We start from the raw sequence: 18,022 nt of genomic DNA on the forward strand, positions 1-18,022 counted from the left end.
CCAAAATAATAAAAATCATTTTATTATAAAAAATAGAAAATAAAATTATCTTGAATTTTTTATAAAAAATAATAATTTCAAAGCCCTATTTTATAGGACTTTTATTCTCCTTTTATCATTTTTGAAATAATAAAATTATGTACAATAAAATAAACTAGAAAGCACTAATTTTACAAAAATATAAATTAAAAATATTTTGTTGATGATTTATTTTAAAAGCTAGGAGAGTAGCCCCATTGGGGCTTTATAGATAAAAAATTAATGACAACCGCATCCACCGCAGCAGCTAGAACCGCCAAAAAATGCATCAAGTTTTGCAATATCTGGCATTTCTGTCACTTCGCTTACTAGTTCTTTATAAGCAATTTTGCCATCTTTGATTACAAATACAGCACGAGCTAAAAGACCTTCTAGTGGACCTTCACCGATCAATACTCCGTATTTTTCTCCAAATTCTTTTGCTACAAAATCGCTAGCAACGCTTAGATTTTCTATACCTTCAGTGCTACAAAATCTACCCATAGCAAAAGGTAAATCCATACTTACAACCACAACTTCTGCTCCATTGTAGCTTGCTACTTTTTTGTTAAATTCTCTTGCTTCAGTTGCACAAACTGGAGTATCCAAGCTTGGAAGACTTAAAACAATTTGTGTTTTACCTGCAGCACCGATTTCAATCGCACTTAAGTCTTTAGCTTTAAGCTCTACCTTAGGAGCATCTGCTCCAACTTCTACTGAATTTCCTTTAAGTTTTACTGGGTTTCCTTTAAAATTTACTGAACTCATTTGTCATCCTTTATTTTTATAAATTGAAACATTTTTGTAATTAAATATTTCAACAATTATTATATCTTAATAATTATTATTAATTCTTTAAATGTGTGACTTAAAATCAGTCAACTTCATTCCAAGCATGCTTTTTCCAAATTTCTTGAGCTTCTTTACTTTGAATAAATTTCACAAATTCTAAAGCTTGTTTGTTTTGAAGGCCTTTTTTGGTAGGAATTATTTCAGCTGATCGATAAACCACTGCTTTTTCATCTTCGATAAACAAAGCCTTATCTCCTAAAGCCTTGGCCCAATGTGACCAAATGATTAAAGCATCTATGTTTGGATTATTATTCCACTCATCTATAGCTATTTTAGAATTTTTAGCATAAACTTTAATATTTTTACGCAACTTGACTAAATTTTCTCTTTTACCATTTTTTAAAGCCATATCTTCGTAAAGTCCAACTTGCCCCGCACCATCAACAACCATAACATTTACATTATCTTTTAAAATATCTTCAAAGCTTTTGATATTTTTTGGGTTATTAGGACGCACGATGATGCCTGAAGGACGCATATTTAAAACAACTAAATCTTCTAATTTTAAGCTAGGAATTCTTTTGATAAATCCATCCATCATAGAAGTATTGCCTGAAAAAATCAAATCTGCATCTTTTTTAGCCTTTTTAAACCATGATGGAGTAGGACCTGCAGTAACTACAACTTTTTCTTTGGTTTTTTCTTCAAATTTTAATGCAAGTTCTTTCATAGCTGGCGCAGGACCACCAGGACCATAAACTAAAACTTCGGCATTTAAAAAACTTGCTGCAATTAAACTTAAAAATAAATATTTTTTCATAAATTAAACCTTTCTTTAATGATATTAATTTTGAAAGAAAATATTATCAATCTATAGTTAACTCTCCCTTGCAAAGCCCTGCTTCTATAAGAAAACGCGAAGGTGCAAAAGCGGTTTTTTTATTTTTATCGTATTTTGCATAACTAAGATAAAGTATATTTTTAGCCCTTGTTACTGCAACATAAAAAAGTCTTCTTTCTTCCTCCAAACTTCCGCCCATACTCATAAGTTTTTGGTTTGGAAAACGCCCTTGCGCAAGATCAATTACAAATACCAAGTCAAATTCCAAACCCTTACTCGCATGCACACTCAGTAAATTTACACCCTTGCCATTGCTCATCTCGCTTGCACCTAGGGTTAAGAAATTATAGTACTTATAAATATCACTATAATTTTTAGTGAGTTCTTTTAAGACATTAAATTTCATTTCTATCTTTTCTAAATTTTCTTTCTTTCTTAAAAGATCTACTTGTCCGGCTTTATTTGTTGCTCTTTTGATGGCTAGTTCTTCACAAATTTCCTTATAAAAAGAATTTTCACAAATTAAATTAACCAAGGCTAAAGAATGCTTTGTTTCCATAGCCTTTTTTAAGAAAAAATAAATTTTTTCTAAATTTTTAGCACACAAATCATTGATCTTTGAAAGCTTTAAGATAGGATGGGCATTAAACTCGCTCTCGAATTTAAAACGATTTTCACTGGCTAATTCCTCTAAATCCGCAAAAAGTCCAAGCTGGTAATTTCTTTTTTGATGGTTTTGCAAATTCACACTTTTATCAGGTTCTAAAAAACCCCTTATCAAGCTACCATGACCTAATTTTAAAAGAGCGTCAAAAATTTCCTTTGCCAAAACTCCACCTACGCCTTTGGTGTATTGAACTAAATGAATAAATGCCATGATATCCTTAGGATTTACCACAAGAGCAAGCATAGCGCTAAAAGCTTTAACCTCTAAACTTTCAAAAAAACTCCCACTTCCTTTTCTTACACTTGCAATCCCTTGCTCTCTTAAGGCTACTTCGATACCATCTGCACTCGAATTATTGCGGAAAATAACGGCAATTTCTTCCAAGCTCACTCCGCTAGTAAGTATCATTTTAGCTATATTTTGATACTGATCAAATAATTCTTCAAAAGCAAGTAAAGAAGGAGCTTTAAATTCATCCTTCCTTGTAACTATAAGTTCTTTTGGATAGAGTCTTTCATTATTTAAAATCACCTTATTTGCCAAAGATAGGATACTTCTTGAAGAGCGGTAGTTTTTGTTTAAAGAAAAAATTTGAGCATCCTTAAAACGCTGCTTGAATCCACCTATGATATTGATATCTGCGCCATTAAAAGCATAAATACTTTGATCATAATCGCCCACACAAAATAAACTCTTACTTTCAAAAGCTTCGATTAAAGAACTCTGAAGTGCATTAGTGTCTTGGTATTCATCTACCAAAATTTCATCAAATTCGTATTTTTTTTCATTTAAAAGAGTTTTTAAATTCAAAAGTAAATCGTTAAAATCCACATAATTAAAACGCTTTTTTTCTTCACTATATTCTTTTAATATATCTTCATAAATTTCCGCATAAATACTTTGATCTTCATAATTTATACAAAACCAATGGTAAAAATCTTGATCATAAGCCTTGTTTTGAAATAAAGAATATATATCATACAAATAGCTTGGCTGATAAGGTTTTATATCGCTTAAATGCCTAAAAGTTCTTTTTTCATAAACGCTCTTAAGTAAGGTTTTTAACTCACTGGCCTGTTTTAAAACCACATCTTTGTTTGCGCTTTTAAGCAAAGTATAGGCTGTACTGTGAAAAGTTCCTGCTAAAATTTTTCCTGTGATGTTTTTATCAAAATATTTTCCCAAACGACTTATCATTTCTTTACTAGCTTTATTAGTAAAAGTCAAAAGCATGATTTTTTGCGGCGATATACCCTGGCTTAACAGATAAGAAATTCTTGCAACTATGGTAGAAGTTTTTCCTGTCCCCGCGCTTGCTATGATCAGATTGTGTCCAAAATTTGCAGTAGCAGCTAAATACTGCTCTTCATTTAATCTAGAAAGTGGCATTTTTTTCCTTAAAAAGCACGAATTATAGAAAAAAAATGCTTAAAAACATAAAAATTTAACATTTATTTATATTAATATATAGTACAATATTCAATTTATTTTATTTGTTAAGGAATTAAAGATGAATTTTAAATTTTTTTCTATTATTGTAGGAATTTTAATTGTTGTAATATTAATACTTAGTGGGACTTATTACTATCTTTTTGAGTATTCCAAACCTAGCTATACACCTATAACACAAACTTCAACAGAACAAAACCAATACAGCAATAATACTTATACAACAACTCAAAACTCTTATGTTTCCGATACTACAGATACAAATAATAATGAAAATGTAAATTTAGTACAAGATAAGCAAGATGAAAAGGATACAAATAACATTATTAACGATGAGAATAAAAGTATCACACAATCTTCTCAAATTACAAAACCAAATAATGAAAAAAAACTAGCAGCAATTGAAAAAGAAATCAGTAAACAGCAAAAAATTTTAGAACAAGAAAAAATATTTAAGCCTCAAAATACAAATAACAATAAAACAAATTATCAAGCTAAAAAACTAAGCCCAGCGCAAGAATACTTAAGCTTAGGAAAAAATAGCCGCCTTGAGCCTCAATTAAGTACAGAAAATATGAAAGTTTATGTACTTGATGGTAAATTCTTAAGCGATTATAGAATCAAGCTTTTGAAAGATATGTTAGCAATTATAGAGGATAATTCCAAAGACTATTTTCTTAGCGTTTTTGTCAAAATGCTACCTAAGGGAGAGATGAGTTTAACTATTTACAATAAAGATATTATTTTCTCCGATATGAAAAAATCTTATAAATATATAAGTATGGATAAAATTTCACCTTATATTAAAACCCCTGAAGTGCTTAATCAATATGTAGCGCGTGAAGAAATTATAGAAAGATTTAAACTTCAAACTAAAAAAGAAGGAAAAGGAAGTGATTTTTCTAAGCACATAAATAGCTTAAAAGCTGGTCTTAATAAGGCTCAATACTTTTTTCCATTTTGTGAAATTATAGAAATTACTTCTGTAAAATAAGCCGTCTAAAAAGGTAAAAAATAATGTATGATAAAAGCATAGAAAAGACTTATTATCAAATTTGCGAAGAGCGCGGATATTTTGAAATCGATGGAAATAAAGCCATACAAGAAAAAAATAAAAATTTTTGCATCATGATGCCACCGCCTAATGTAACAGGCGTTTTGCACATAGGCCATGCTTTAACCTTTACCCTGCAAGATATCATAACACGATACAAAAGAATGGATGGCTATAAAGTTCTTTACCAACCAGGACTTGATCATGCAGGCATTGCCACTCAAAATGTTGTAGAAAAACAACTTCTTGCTCAAGATATCAAAAAAGAAGAATTAGGTCGTGAAAAATTCATAGAAAAAGTTTGGGAATGGAAAGAAAAAAGCGGTGGCAAAATCCTAGATCAAATGAGAACCCTAGGAATCACTCCTGCTTGGAGTCGCTTGCGCTTTACTATGGATGAGGGTTTAGCAAATGCAGTAAAAAAAGCTTTTGTGGAACTTTACGATAAAAAACTTATCGTGCGTGGAAATTATATGATCAATTGGTGCACCCACGATGGGGCTTTAAGCGACATAGAAGTAGAATACAAAGAAAACAAAGGCAAACTTTATCATATAAAATACTACTTAAAAGATAGTGATGAATACCTAGTCGTAGCAACAACGCGTCCTGAGACTTTTTTTGGTGATACTGCAGTCATGGTTCATCCTGATGATGAGCGTTATAAACAATTTATAGGAAAAGAACTGATCTTACCTTTAAGCAATAAAGCCATTAAAATCATAACTGATGAACATGTAGAAAAAGAATTTGGAACAGGGGTTGTAAAGGTTACCCCTGCTCATGATATGAATGACTATGAAGTAGGACTTAGACATAACTTAGAATTTATAAGTGTTTTTGATGAAAAAGGAATTTTAAACGAGCATTGTTTGGAATTTGAAGGTTTAGAACGCTTAGAAGCTAGAGATAAAATTGTAGCTAAACTGGATAGTCTTGGCTTTATAGATAAAATAGAAGAACATAACAATCAAGTAGGATATTGCTATCGTTGCAACAATGTAGTCGAGCCTTATATTTCAAAACAATGGTTTGTAAAACAAGAAATTGCCAAAGAGAGTATAGAAAAAGTAGCCCTTGGCGAGAGTAAATTTTATCCAAGCCATTGGGTTAATAGCTTTAATGCTTGGATGAAAGATTTAAGGGCTTGGTGTATTTCAAGACAGCTTTGGTGGGGACATCAAATTCCTGTGTATTATTGTGAATGCTCACATGAATGGGCAAGTCAAGATACACCTAAAACTTGTCCAAAATGCGGAGGGCAAAATTTCAAACAAGATGAAGATGTACTCGATACTTGGTTTTCTTCAGGACTTTGGGCAATAAGCACACTTGGATGGGGAAATGGCACTTGGGGAAAAGATAAAATTTGGTTTGAAGAAGATTTGAAAGAATTTTATCCTAATTCTTTATTGATAACTGGTTTTGATATTTTGTTTTTTTGGGTAGCTAGAATGATGTTTCAAAGCACAAATGCTTTAGGAGCCTTGCCTTTTAAAGACATTTATTTACATGCTCTTGTTAAAGATGAGCAAGGTAGAAAAATGAGTAAGAGTCTTGGAAATGTTATCGATCCAAATGAAAGCATTAAAGAATACAGTGCCGATATATTGCGTTTTACCTTAGCTTTGCTTGCTATACAAGGACGCGATATCAAGCTTAGTAATGACAAGCTTTTACAAGTTAGAAATTTCACAAACAAAATCTATAATGCGACAAATTATCTACTTTTAAATGAAGAGCAATTTGAAGATTTAGAAAAGATAGAACTTAAAAGTGCATTGGCTCAATTTGTTTATTCTAGATTTCAAGATTGCGTAAAAAATGTAAGGGAAAATTTGGACAATTATCGCTTTAATGATGCAGCAAACACGCTTTATAAATTCTTCTGGGATGATTTTTGTGATTGGGGGATAGAACTTAGCAAAGCCCAAAAAGAATCGGTAAAAGAATTAGGAAGTATTTTCAAAGAAGCTTTAAAACTCTTAAATCCTTTTATGCCATTTATCAGCGAGTATTTGTATCACAAGCTTAGCAAAAGTGAACTTGAAACAAGTGCCTCCATAATGATAAGCAAATACCCACAATTTCATGCAAAAAATTCCAATATAGAAGAAATTTTCTCTTTGATTATAGAAAGCATTGTTAGCATACGCCGCGCTAAAAGCCTTGTGGATTTAGGAAATTCAAAAATAGAAAAAGCCTATATTAAACTAAATGATAAAAAAATGCAAGATGAAATCAAATCCTATATGAAGTTCATCACCATGCTTGCTAAATGTGAAAATATAGAATTTACAGAAAACAAGCTACAAAAAGCCATTTGCGATGTGAGTGAGAATTTAGAAATCTTCATTGCACTTGATAATGTAGATTTAAGTGGTATTTTAACAAGACTTGAAAATCAAAAAACAAAACTAGAAAAAGAAAGTGCTAAGCTAAATGCTATGTTATCAAATGAAAAATTTATCGCCAATGCACCTAAAGAAGTTGTAGAACAAAATAAGGAAGCTTTGGCAAATTTAAACACTCAGCTTGAAAAAATATCAGCTGAACTAGCAAATTTAAAAGGTTAAAAACTTTGATAAAAATACAAAATTTAAAAAAATATTACGGAAAAGAACTGGTTATTAATGATGTTTCTTTGGAGATAAAAAAAGGTGAAATCTATGCTATCGTAGGACACAGCGGTGCTGGAAAATCTACTCTTTTAAGATGTATCAATGGACTTGAAAGCTATCAAGAAGGAAGTTTAAAAGTGCTTGATGCTGAAATAAAAGATCTGAGTCAAAATAATCCTAAAAAGCTTAGAATGTTAAGAAAAGATATAGGTATGATTTTTCAAAATTTTGCCTTAATGGAAAGAAAAAATGTATTCGAAAATGTTGCAATGCCTTTAAGAACACATTATAGCCAATGCAAAATTTATTCTAAGCTTTTTGGCAAAGAATACATGAGCGAAAAAGATTTAAATCAAAAAGTAAATTCCTTACTTGAGGTTGTAGGGCTTGATCATAAAAACAAATCCTACCCTAGAGAACTTAGCGGAGGACAAAAACAACGCGTGGCTATTGCTAGAGCTTTGACTTTAAATCCTAAAATTTTACTTAGCGATGAAGCCACTTCGGCTCTTGATCCTAATACAACAAAAAATATTTTAGAACTCATTGCTAAAATCAATGCTGAATTTGGGATAACCGTAGTTTTAGTCACACATGAAATGGATGTTGTAAAAGATGTTGCTCAAAAAGCTTTACTTTTAGAACATGGTCAGATTATAGGAAGTGGTGCAATTGATGAACTCTTTTTAAAGCCTAATGAAAAAATGAAAGAATTTTTAGGCGAAAGTGATTTCTTGCCTCCAACAGGTTTAAATATTAAGCTTTATTTTCCAAAAGAAGTAGCACAAAATAGTATTATTACACATATGGCAAGAACTCTTAATATTGATTTTAATATTGTTTGGGGTAAAATTGAAAAGCTTAATGGAAATGCTTTGGGAAATTTAGTGATTAATATCGATGAAAAAGATAAAAATAAAGTTCTGAATTATGTAGAGCAAAGCGGGGTTTTATGGGAGGTAGTATCATGAATGAAATATCTATATTTGATGCATTTTTAGGAAGAATTTCACAATTTTTTACTGAATTTTCTTGGCAGGGTATCAAAGAGGTCTCTCTAAATTCTATCGAAACCTTTGGACAAAACTATGAAAATATTTTAAAACCTGCTTTAAATGAAACTATTTATATGAGTCTAATGGCTGTGTTTTTTGGTTTTATTTTGGCTATCATTCCTGGAATCTTACTTGCTATTTGGGATAAAAATGGCATCAAGCACAATAAAATCGCTTATGCGGTTTTAGATTTTATCACTAATCTTTTAAGAGCCTTTCCTTTTCTTATATTGATTGTCGTACTCTTGCCTCTTTCTAAGATTATAGTGGGTACTAGCATTGGTACAAATGCGGCCATAGTTCCTTTGGCTATAGGTATAGCACCTTATTTGGCAAAGATGTTAGAAAGTGCTTTTAAAGAAGTAGATCATGGCATCATAGAAGCTGCAAAAAGCTATGGTGCAAGCAATACTCAAATCATCTTTAAAGTGATTTTTAGCGAAGCTTTACCAAACATCATCAGCGGTATTACCCTAACCTTGATTTTTACCATAGGCTTTTCAGCACTTGCAGGAACTGTCGGTGGTGGCGGACTTGGAGATGTTGCGATTCGTTATGGTTATGAACGTTTTAATAAAGAAATCATGATTCAAACAGTAATTATCTTGCTTATATTGGTGCAGTTGGTTCAAATTTTAGGTAATTTATTTTATACTTGGGCTAAAAATAGCAAAACTTTATACATTCTTGCTACTTTAATAGTCTTATTTATAATTAGCATAATCATCAATATAAACAACGATGAAAGTTTTGTTTGGCAAGCGATTATTTTAATCGTTCTTGTTCTGTATTCTATTTATAAATTCCTTAAAAAATAAAAAATTAAATCTGATTTTAATTTAAATATAAGTTTTTTTAAGTAGAATAAGCCAAAAATTTTTAAAAGGATTAACAGATGATGCCTCAGATGCGCTAGTCTGACTATCAAAAGTTCTCGTATGCTTCTTCCTGATAGTCAGAGTGATTAAGATTAAAGCAAGCACAAAAATGACTATATAAGGAAATTAAAATGAATATCAAAAATTTAATCGTAGCAAGTTTTTTAGGTTTGGCTGTAAATTTAACAGCCGCAGAAACTATCAGTATCGCAGCAACTCCAGTTCCTCATGTTGAAATATTAGAGCAGGCAAAACCTGAATTAGAAAAACAAGGTTATAAACTCGAAATTAAAGAATTTACAGACTATGTCTTACCTAATTTAGCCGTAGACAGCGGAGAAGTAGATGCAAATTTCTTTCAGCACACACCTTATTTGGAAGAATTTAACAAAAGCAAAGGCACTAAGCTCACTAAAGTAGCAAGTGTACATATCGAGCCTATGGCTGTTTATTCTAAAAAATATAAAAGTTTAGATGATATTAAAGAGGGTGTTACTATAGCTATACCAAACGATCCGACCAATGAAAGCAGAGCTTTGGATATTATCGCAAAAAAAGGTTTGGTTGAATTTAAAGAAAAAGCTCTTAAAACCCCACTTGATATCACAACAAACCCAAAAAAAATAAAATTTGTAGAGCTTAAAGCTGCACAACTTCCAAGAGCTTTAAATGATGTTGATTTTGCTGTAATTAATTCTAATTATGCACTTTCTGCAAATCTAAACCCAGCTCAAGATGGCGTATTTATAGAAGATAAAGAAAGCCCTTATGCAAATATCCTTGTAGTAAAAACAGGAAATGAAAATGATCCAAAAATTCAAGCTTTAGTAAAAGCTTTACAAAGTGAGAAAGTTAAACAATTTATCATCGAAAAATATAAAGGTTCAGTTCTACCTGCATTTTAATCCTTGTCCCTTTTTTAGGGACTTCTCTCTTAAACCCCAAAGGAGTTTTTTATGAAATTACTTAAACTTATTTTATTATTTTGTTTATTTAACCTAAGCCCTATATTTGCCAAAACCATAACCATAGGAGCTACGCCAAATCCCTTTGCAAGCTTGCTAGAAAAAGTCAAAGATGATTTTAAAGATAAGGGTTATGAGTTGAAAATAATAGAATTTTCTGATTATATACTGCCTAATAGAGCCTTAGAAGAAAAAGAACTTGATGCAAATTTATATCAACACAAACCTTTTTTAGAAGAATACAATGCTCAAAAAGGCACAAAATTAACCGCGATAACACCTGTTGTCATCGCACCAGTAGGAATTTATAGCAAAACGATCAAAGATTTGAAAAATCTTAAAAAAGGTGCTAGGGTTGCCATACCTAATGACGCTACGAATGAAAGTAGAGCTTTAGAACTTTTAGAAAAAGCTGGCTTAATCGAACTCAATCAAAACACACTCAAAACCCCATTAGATATAAAGAAAAATCCTAAGAATCTTAAATTCATAGAATTAAAAGCCGCACAACTTCCAAGAGCTTTAGATGATGTTGATATTGCTGTGATTAATTCTAATTTTGCCCTTGGAGCTGGACTTAATCCGATTAAAGATACAATCTTTAGAGAAGATAAAAACAGCCCTTATGTAAATTATGTTGTAGTCCGCTTTGAAGATAAAGATAGTGAAAAAACTAAAATCATAGATGAAATTTTAAGAAGTGATAAATTTAGAAATATCATCAATGAGCACTACAAAGATGTGCTAATCCCTGCATTTTAAGGAGTTTTTATGAAATTTAAAAAAGTATTACTAAGTATTTTTTGTATAACAAGTTTTCTCTTTGGAGCTGAAAAGAATATCATTATAGGAGCAACGCCTACTCCTTATGCTGAAATCTTAAATTTTGCAAAACCTATTTTTAAAGAAAGAGGTTGGAATCTTGAAGTAAAAGAATTTAGTGATTATAATATACCCAATATCTCACTTAATGAAAAAGATTTAGATGCGAATTTATATCAGCACAATCCTTTTTTAGAGGATTTTAACGCTCACAAAGGGACAAAATTAAGTTCTTTGGGTTCTATTGTTTTGGTTCCTATGGCTATTTATTCTAATGATATTAAAGATATTAAAGATATCCCAAATGGTGCCAAAATCGCCATTCCAAATGATGCTACCAATGAAAGCAGAGCTTTGGATTTGCTTGCTAAAGCTGGTTTGATAGAATTTAAAACCTCAAGCACTCTTAAAACTCCGATTGATATCAGTAAAAATCCTAAAAATCTTAAATTTATAGAACTAAAAGCTGCACAACTTCCAAGAGCTTTAAATGATGTAGATTTAGCAGTCATTACGACAAATTATGCTCTTGGTGCAGGACTTAATCCTCTAAAAGATGGAATTTTTATTGAAGACAAAGACAGCTTATATGCTATTGTTCTAGCAGTAAGACAAGGCGATGAAAAAAGTGAAAAAAGTCTAATTCTTAAAGAAATTCTAACCAGTGATAAAATAAAAAATTTCATCAACGAGCAATACAAAGGCTCTGTTATACCTACTTTTTAATCCAAGCAAAGCCTTTAAAGGCTTTGTAAATTTGTATTGGGTAAAATATAAAAGATTAATACCGTATTAGGCTAGCAATGAGAATTATATCTTTTATTTTTTTTGTTTTTATTGGTTTAAGTCATGGTGCAAATTTAGAAGAGATTAAAACTGCACTTGCTAAAGAATTTAAAAACAATTTTCCAAGTTTAATCATCAAAAATATCGATTTAAAAATCACTACCTTACCTAAAGATTTTGAACAATATCAATTTATAAGAATAGCCAATGCTCGTTTTAACCAAGCTCAAGGATTTATAAGAGCTGAATTTAAAACCCCGCAAAATATACAGAAAAATGTATTTTTTCGTTATTTTATGCAAGCAAGCTTAGAAGTATTAAGAAGCGAACGCTCCATACAAAGAGGAGATAAACTTGGCGCTTTTGACTATAAAAGCGTACTCATGGACTTTGATAAAGTTCCATCTAATGCTCTAACCCCTGAAGATACTCACAATCTCATAGCAAAAAGTAATATTAGCAAAAATACCATTTTAAAAGAAAATATGTTTAAAACCATGGCTCTTATTCGCCGCAATGATCCTATAATAGGTATTTTAAGCGATGGAAATGTCGATGTTTTAATAGAACTCACAGCCCTACACAGTGCCGATATGGGAGAAAGAATTCGAGCAAAAAACAAAGAAGGTAAAGTCATGCAAGGTATAGTCACAGGAAAAAATAGGATGATTATACAATGAAAATTTTATTAGGAATTTCAGGATCTAGCAGTACGCATTTAGGACTTAAACTTTTAAAAAATTTGGAGAATAAATGCGAGCTTTATTGTATTATCACTGAAGGTGCAAAAATAAGTTTTGAAGCTGAAAATAAGAAAAACTTAGAAAAAATTTGCCAAGAAGAATTTCAAAATATCTGTTTTTTAAGCGATAACAACTTAAGCGCAAGCGTTGCAAGCGGATCTTTTGGTATAGAAAAAACCATCATTGCACCCTGCTCTATCTCAAGCCTTGCTAAAATTCACGCAGGATTAGCCGACACGCTTTTAATGCGAGCTGCTGCTGTGGCCCTAAAAGAAAGAAAAAGCTTGATTTTGGGAGTAAGAGAAATGCCTTTTTCAACCTTAAATTTAGAACATATGCACAAGCTTAGCCAACTAGGCGTTATCATCGCACCTCCTATTATAGCAAGCTATTCTCATGCTAGCGATTTAGAGCAAATGGAAAATTTTATCATAGGAAAATGGCTAGATCTTTTAGGAATTTCTCATAATTTATATGAGAAATGGCAGAATTTTTAGCTTAAATTTGTTATATTTTTAAAAATTTTTGGAGTAAAAATGACTTGTTTATACCCAGGGACTTTTGATCCTATCACAAATGGACATTTAGATGTAGTTAAAAGAGCGCTTAAGATCTTTGATAAAGTGATCGTAGCTATAGCAAATAGCGAGCATAAAAAGCCTTGTTTTAGTTTAGAGCAAAGAAAAGAGCTTGCAAAGCTTGCCACCTCGCATTTAAACAATGTAGAAATTATCACTTTTGATAATCTCCTTGTAGATTTAGCCAAAGAACTTAAAGTAAATACTATAGTAAGGGGACTTAGGGCGGTAAGTGATTTTGAATACGAATTGCAAATTGGCTATGCCAATCATGCCCTTTGGGAAGAAATTGAAACTATTTATCTAATGCCAAATTTAAAAAATGCATTCATCTCAAGCTCCATAGTTAGATCTATTGCTTCCCATGGAGGAGATGTCAGCGCCTTAGTTCCTAAAGAAATTTTACCTTTTTTAAAGGATTTACCTTGTATGTAGTTTTTGAAGGGGTGGATTGCGTTGGTAAAAGTACGCAAATTTCACTTTTAAAAGAATATTTTAAAGAAGCTATTTTTACCGCAGAGCCTGGAGGAACCAAGCTAGGTTCTCATTTAAGAGAACTTTTACTTCACAAACCCTATCAACTCGATAAAAAAACCGAGCTTTTGCTTTTTTTAGCTGATCGTGCGCAACACTGTGAGGAAATTTTAAAAGCAAATCAAGATAAACTCATCATTAGCGATAGAAGTTTTATTTCGGGCATGGCTTATGCAAAAGATTTTGAAAATGAAGAGCTTTTTAGACTTAATGCTTTTGCTTTGGAAAATTTTTTCCCGCAAAAAGTTATTTTTTTAAAAGGCGATGAAAATTTAATCAAAGAGCGTCTTAATCAAAAAGAACAAGACGCTATAGAAAAACGCGGAATTGATTATTTCTTAAGTGTCCAAGATAAACTTGAAAATACTCTTCATTTTTTAAAAGAAAAAATAAATCTTCAAGTTTTAACCCTAAATGCAAATGATACAAAAGAAAATTTACACCAAAAAATAAAGGATTTTTTACGATGATTAATGCTCTAAAAGGTATGAAAGATTTAAGCGATAAGGATGCGCTTTATTATGAAAAAATTATCAAAACTTGTGAAGAAGTTGCAAAAAACTACGGGTTTAATTTTATCAATACCCCGCATTTAGAGCAAAGCATACTTTTCAAAAGAAGCGTAGGAGAAAGTTCTGACATCGTTGGCAAAGAAATGTACGAATTTGTAGATAAAGGGGGCAATGAAGTCTGTATGCGCCCTGAAGGCACAGCAGGGGTCGTGCGTGCTTATATAGAAAAAAAATTAGATAAAAACATCAGCGTAAAGCGTTGGTTTTATCATGGTTCTATGTTTCGCTATGAAAGGCCTCAAAAGGGTCGCTTAAGAGAATTTCATCAATTTGGAGTTGAAAGCTTTGGCATACCTAGCGTTTATGAAGACGCGAGCATTATTTTAATGCTAGTAGAAATTTTCTCACGCCTTGGTATTGATTTTAAACTTCAGCTTAATTCTTTAGGTTGCTCACAATGCTTGCCAAAATACCGCGATGAGCTTATTGAATTCTTAGATTCTAAAGAAGGTTTTTGCGAAGATTGTTTGCGTAGAAAAAATTTAAATCCTATTCGTGTTTTAGATTGTAAAAACGAACATTGTCAAAATTTACTTGAAAATGCTCCACTTTTGATCAATAATTTATGCACCTCTTGCCAAAAAGACTTTGAAACGCTACAACAAATTTTAAAGGATAATGGAGTTAAATTCGAGCTAGACTCAAAGCTTGTGAGAGGTTTGGATTATTATTCTAAAACAGCTTTTGAATTTATAAGCGATGAAATAGGTGCAAAAGCTGCTATCGCAGGTGGAGGACGCTACGATAGACTTATAGAGTATTTGGGTGGAAAAAGTGGTTATGGCATAGGTTTTGCCATGGGTATAGAAAGAATTATAGCCATCTTAGAACAAAAAGAAGAGTTAGAAAAAAGAGAGGGAATTTATCTTTGCGCTATGGATGAAATTTATATCCCAAAACTTTTACAAATTGCCACCAAACTTAGAAAAAAACATAAAGTGATCTTAAGCTATGAAGCTAGAAAACTTGCCAAGCACTTAGAAAATGGAGATAAGATAAATTCAAAACATTTTCTTTGCATGGGAGAAAATGAAGCAAAAAACGAAAGTTTGTTTTATAAAAATTTAGAAAATAAAGATGAAAAAATGATTAAAATTTCAGATTTGGAGAATGCTTTATGATGAATTATGGAATTGATATCTGGGGAAATGAAAATTTTATCATCAAAAATGGTAAAGTTTGCATCAATCACGAAAAAAAACCTGCCATTATCGATATAGTAAAAGAGCTAAGAGATGATGGATACAAAGGGCCTTTACTCTTAAGATTTCCTCATCTAATCCAAAAGCAAATTGAAAGTATTTATGGAAGTTTTAATAAAGCTAGAAAGGAATTTGACTATAAAGGAAAATTTAATGCTGTTTATCCTTTAAAAGTCAATCAATATCCTGGTTTTGTAAAAAATCTCGTTCGCTTAGGTAAAGATTATAATTACGGTCTTGAAGCAGGTTCTAAGGCTGAACTTTTGCTTGCTATGGCTTACAATAACGAAGATGCGCCCATTACCGTAAATGGATTTAAAGATAGAGAGCTTATAAACATAGGATTTATAGCTGCTGAAATGGGACACAATATCACCTTAACCATAGAAGGACTAAATGAGCTTGAAGCTATTGTTGATATAGCTAAAGAACGCTTTAAACCTAAGCCTAATATAGGCTTGCGTGTGCGTTTGCACTCTGCTGGCGTAGGAATTTGGGCAAAAAGCGGGGGGATTAATTCTAAATTTGGACTTACCTCTACTGAACTTATAGAAGCGGTTAATTTACTCAAAGAAAACAAGCTTTTAGAGCAATTTACCATGATACATTTTCATCTTGGTTCGCAAATCACTGAAATTCATCCTCTTAAAAAAGCCTTAAATGAAGCAGGCAACATCTATACCGAACTTAGAAAAATGGGGGCTAAAAATTTAAAAGCTATCAATCTAGGCGGCGGTTTAGCGGTGGAATACTCACAATTTAAAAATGAAAAAAGCCGAAATTATACCTTAAGAGAATACGCCAACGATGTGGTATTTATCTTAAAAAATATAGCCGAACAAAAAAAAGATCTTGAGCCTGATATTTTTATAGAAAGTGGGCGTTTTGTCGCGGCCAATCACGCAGTTTTAGTCGCTCCTGTTTTAGAGCTTTTCTCTCAAGAATACACAGAAAGTAAGCTTATACTAAAAAAACAAAATCCAAAACTCATCGATGAGCTTTACGATCTTTATAAAAGCATAAAACCTTCCAATGCTTTAGAGTATTTGCACGATAGTATCGATCATTTAGAAAGCATCTTAACACTTTTTGATTTGGGTTATGTGGATTTGCAAGATCGTTCTAATGCTGAAATTTTAACTCATCTAATCACAAAAAAAGCTATTTTACTTTTAGGCGATAAACAAAATCCTGCGGATTTACTCGCCATACAAGATGAAGTGCAAGAAAGGTATTTGGTAAATTTTTCACTCTTTCAAAGCATACCTGATTTTTGGGGCTTGGAGCAAAATTTCCCCATCATGCCACTTGATAGACTCGATGAAGAGCCAACAAGAAGTGCAAGCATATGGGATATAACCTGCGATAGCGATGGTGAAATTTCGTATTCTAAAAACAATCCTTTATTTTTGCATGATGTAGATGTAGAAAAAGAAAATTATTTTCTAGGTTTTTTCCTTGTAGGGGCTTACCAAGAAGTACTTGGAATGAAACACAATCTTTTTACCCATCCTACTGAAGCAACGATAAGCGTAAATGAAAAAGGTTATGAAATCGAAGGGATTATAGAAGCCCAATCCATACTTGATGCTTTAGAGGATCTAGACTATGACATACATACAATTATGGATATACTCAATGAACGCATTAGCAATTCTAAACTTGTCAATGAAAAACAGAAAAAACACATTTTAGGCGAACTTTATCTTTTCTTAAACGATAATGGCTATCTAAAAAGTATAGGAGTGTAAATGGGATTTTTCAGCATCATAAAAGAAGATTTTTCCCAACCAAAAGCACAAGATCCAGCGTATAATTCTTGTATAGAACTTTTTTTCAATTACCCGGGTGTATGGGCGGTAGTAAATTACCGCTTTGCGCATTTTTTTTATACAAAAAATTTCAAGCGCACCGCTAGGATAATCAGCGGAATTTCGCAGTTTTTAACAGGTGTAGATCTACATCCAGGTGCAACTTTAGGCAGGCGTATTTTTATAGATCATGCTAATGGAGTGGTGATAGGACAAACTGCGATCATAGAAGATGATGTTTTGATCTATCAAGGTGTAACCTTAGGTGGCACCAGTCTTGAAAAAGGTATCAAACGCCATCCTACTATAAAAAAAGGAGTGATTATAGGCTCAGGTGCAAAGGTGCTTGGCAATATCACCATAGGAGAAAATGCCAAAATAGGCTCTAATGCTGTTGTTGTTAAAGATGTAGGAGCAAATTTAACTGCAGTAGGAATTCCTGCTTATATAGTAGAAGAACGACGCAAAAATAAAGAAAATACAAGAGCTGTTGATGCAAACTGCGAAGATAAACTCGAAAAATTAGAGAGAAAAATCGCAGAGCTTGAAAAAGCTTTATCTAATATAAAATAAAATACATAAAAAATTTTATATTATTTTATGTATTTTAGCTTTTAACAAATTTTCACATTAA

The 18,022-nt window shown here is 31.9% G+C and carries 17 protein-coding genes; 14 read left to right on the forward strand and 3 right to left on the reverse strand.

Annotation, left to right across the window (positions count from 1 at the left end; translation table 11 throughout):
- Nucleotides 1-258: 258 nt before the first annotated feature.
- From tpx to AAID94_05455, 3 genes are all read right to left on the reverse strand, one after another.
- Nucleotides 259-786, reverse strand: a complete 528-nt coding sequence (gene tpx / locus AAID94_05445; protein ID XAK23290.1) for a thiol peroxidase — start codon at nucleotides 784-786, stop codon at nucleotides 259-261.
- A 106-nt stretch (nucleotides 787-892) separates the two neighbouring features.
- Nucleotides 893-1,630, reverse strand: a complete 738-nt coding sequence (locus AAID94_05450) for a substrate-binding domain-containing protein (GenBank protein XAK23291.1) — start codon at nucleotides 1,628-1,630, stop codon at nucleotides 893-895.
- A 46-nt stretch (nucleotides 1,631-1,676) separates the two neighbouring features.
- The gene (locus AAID94_05455) at nucleotides 1,677-3,707 is read right to left on the reverse strand and encodes an ATP-dependent helicase (GenBank protein ID XAK23292.1); all 2,031 of its coding nucleotides are present in this window, start codon (nucleotides 3,705-3,707) and stop codon (nucleotides 1,677-1,679) included.
- A 121-nt stretch (nucleotides 3,708-3,828) separates the two neighbouring features.
- On the opposite strand from AAID94_05455, the gene AAID94_05460 reads away from it, so the two are divergent.
- The 14 genes from AAID94_05460 to cysE all read left to right on the forward strand — a co-directional run bounded on the left by AAID94_05460 (nucleotide 3,829) and on the right by cysE (nucleotide 17,961).
- Entirely contained in the window at nucleotides 3,829-4,761 is a 933-nt protein-coding gene (locus AAID94_05460) for a hypothetical protein (protein ID XAK23293.1), read from the forward strand.
- A 23-nt stretch (nucleotides 4,762-4,784) separates the two neighbouring features.
- Nucleotides 4,785-7,397 carry a valine--tRNA ligase gene (locus tag AAID94_05465; GenBank protein XAK23294.1) on the forward strand — a complete coding sequence of 871 codons (2,613 nt, stop codon included), beginning with the start codon at nucleotides 4,785-4,787 and terminating at the stop codon, nucleotides 7,395-7,397.
- Between the two features lie 5 nt (nucleotides 7,398-7,402).
- On the forward strand, nucleotides 7,403-8,413 hold the full coding sequence (locus AAID94_05470) for a methionine ABC transporter ATP-binding protein (GenBank protein ID XAK23295.1): 1,011 nt from the start codon (nucleotides 7,403-7,405) through the stop codon (nucleotides 8,411-8,413).
- Entirely contained in the window at nucleotides 8,410-9,315 is a 906-nt protein-coding gene (locus AAID94_05475; GenBank protein ID XAK23296.1) for a methionine ABC transporter permease, read from the forward strand. The genes AAID94_05470 and AAID94_05475 overlap by 4 nt, the downstream gene beginning before the upstream one ends.
- Before the next feature lie 191 nt (nucleotides 9,316-9,506).
- Nucleotides 9,507-10,280, forward strand: coding sequence for a MetQ/NlpA family ABC transporter substrate-binding protein (locus tag AAID94_05480; GenBank protein ID XAK23297.1), 774 nt, complete (start codon nucleotides 9,507-9,509; stop codon nucleotides 10,278-10,280).
- Nucleotides 10,281-10,331: 51 nt separating this feature from the next.
- Nucleotides 10,332-11,102 (forward strand): MetQ/NlpA family ABC transporter substrate-binding protein, encoded by a 771-nt coding sequence (locus AAID94_05485; protein XAK23298.1) that lies wholly within the window; start codon nucleotides 10,332-10,334, stop codon nucleotides 11,100-11,102.
- Nucleotides 11,103-11,111: 9 nt separating this feature from the next.
- Entirely contained in the window at nucleotides 11,112-11,888 is a 777-nt protein-coding gene (locus tag AAID94_05490; protein ID XAK23299.1) for a MetQ/NlpA family ABC transporter substrate-binding protein, read from the forward strand.
- Nucleotides 11,889-11,965: 77 nt separating this feature from the next.
- On the forward strand, nucleotides 11,966-12,628 hold the full coding sequence (gene flgA, locus AAID94_05495) for a flagellar basal body P-ring formation chaperone FlgA (protein XAK23300.1): 663 nt from the start codon (nucleotides 11,966-11,968) through the stop codon (nucleotides 12,626-12,628).
- The gene (locus tag AAID94_05500; protein ID XAK23301.1) at nucleotides 12,625-13,188 is read left to right on the forward strand and encodes a UbiX family flavin prenyltransferase; all 564 of its coding nucleotides are present in this window, start codon (nucleotides 12,625-12,627) and stop codon (nucleotides 13,186-13,188) included. The genes flgA and AAID94_05500 overlap by 4 nt, the downstream gene beginning before the upstream one ends.
- Nucleotides 13,189-13,227: 39 nt before the next feature.
- Nucleotides 13,228-13,704: a pantetheine-phosphate adenylyltransferase gene (coaD, locus tag AAID94_05505; protein ID XAK23302.1), complete on the forward strand. Its 477-nt coding sequence runs from the start codon at nucleotides 13,228-13,230 to the stop codon at nucleotides 13,702-13,704.
- Complete coding sequence (tmk, locus tag AAID94_05510; protein ID XAK23303.1) at nucleotides 13,695-14,273, forward strand: dTMP kinase; 579 nt, start codon at nucleotides 13,695-13,697, stop codon at nucleotides 14,271-14,273. Before coaD ends, tmk begins: the two co-directional genes overlap by 10 nt.
- Nucleotides 14,270-15,496 carry a histidine--tRNA ligase gene (hisS, locus tag AAID94_05515; GenBank protein XAK23304.1) on the forward strand — a complete coding sequence of 409 codons (1,227 nt, stop codon included), beginning with the start codon at nucleotides 14,270-14,272 and terminating at the stop codon, nucleotides 15,494-15,496. The genes tmk and hisS overlap by 4 nt, the downstream gene beginning before the upstream one ends.
- A complete protein-coding gene (gene speA / locus AAID94_05520) occupies nucleotides 15,493-17,328 on the forward strand; it encodes a biosynthetic arginine decarboxylase (protein ID XAK23305.1) in 1,836 nt (611 codons plus the stop codon). Before hisS ends, speA begins: the two co-directional genes overlap by 4 nt.
- Nucleotides 17,329-17,961, forward strand: a complete 633-nt coding sequence (gene cysE, locus AAID94_05525; GenBank protein XAK23306.1) for a serine O-acetyltransferase — start codon at nucleotides 17,329-17,331, stop codon at nucleotides 17,959-17,961. It begins immediately after the preceding gene.
- Nucleotides 17,962-18,022: the final 61 nt, after the last annotated feature.

Origin of the sequence: Campylobacter coli (genome assembly GCA_039516895.1) — a bacterium.
In the GTDB taxonomy this organism is placed as follows: Bacteria; Campylobacterota; Campylobacteria; order Campylobacterales; family Campylobacteraceae; genus Campylobacter_D; species Campylobacter_D coli_B.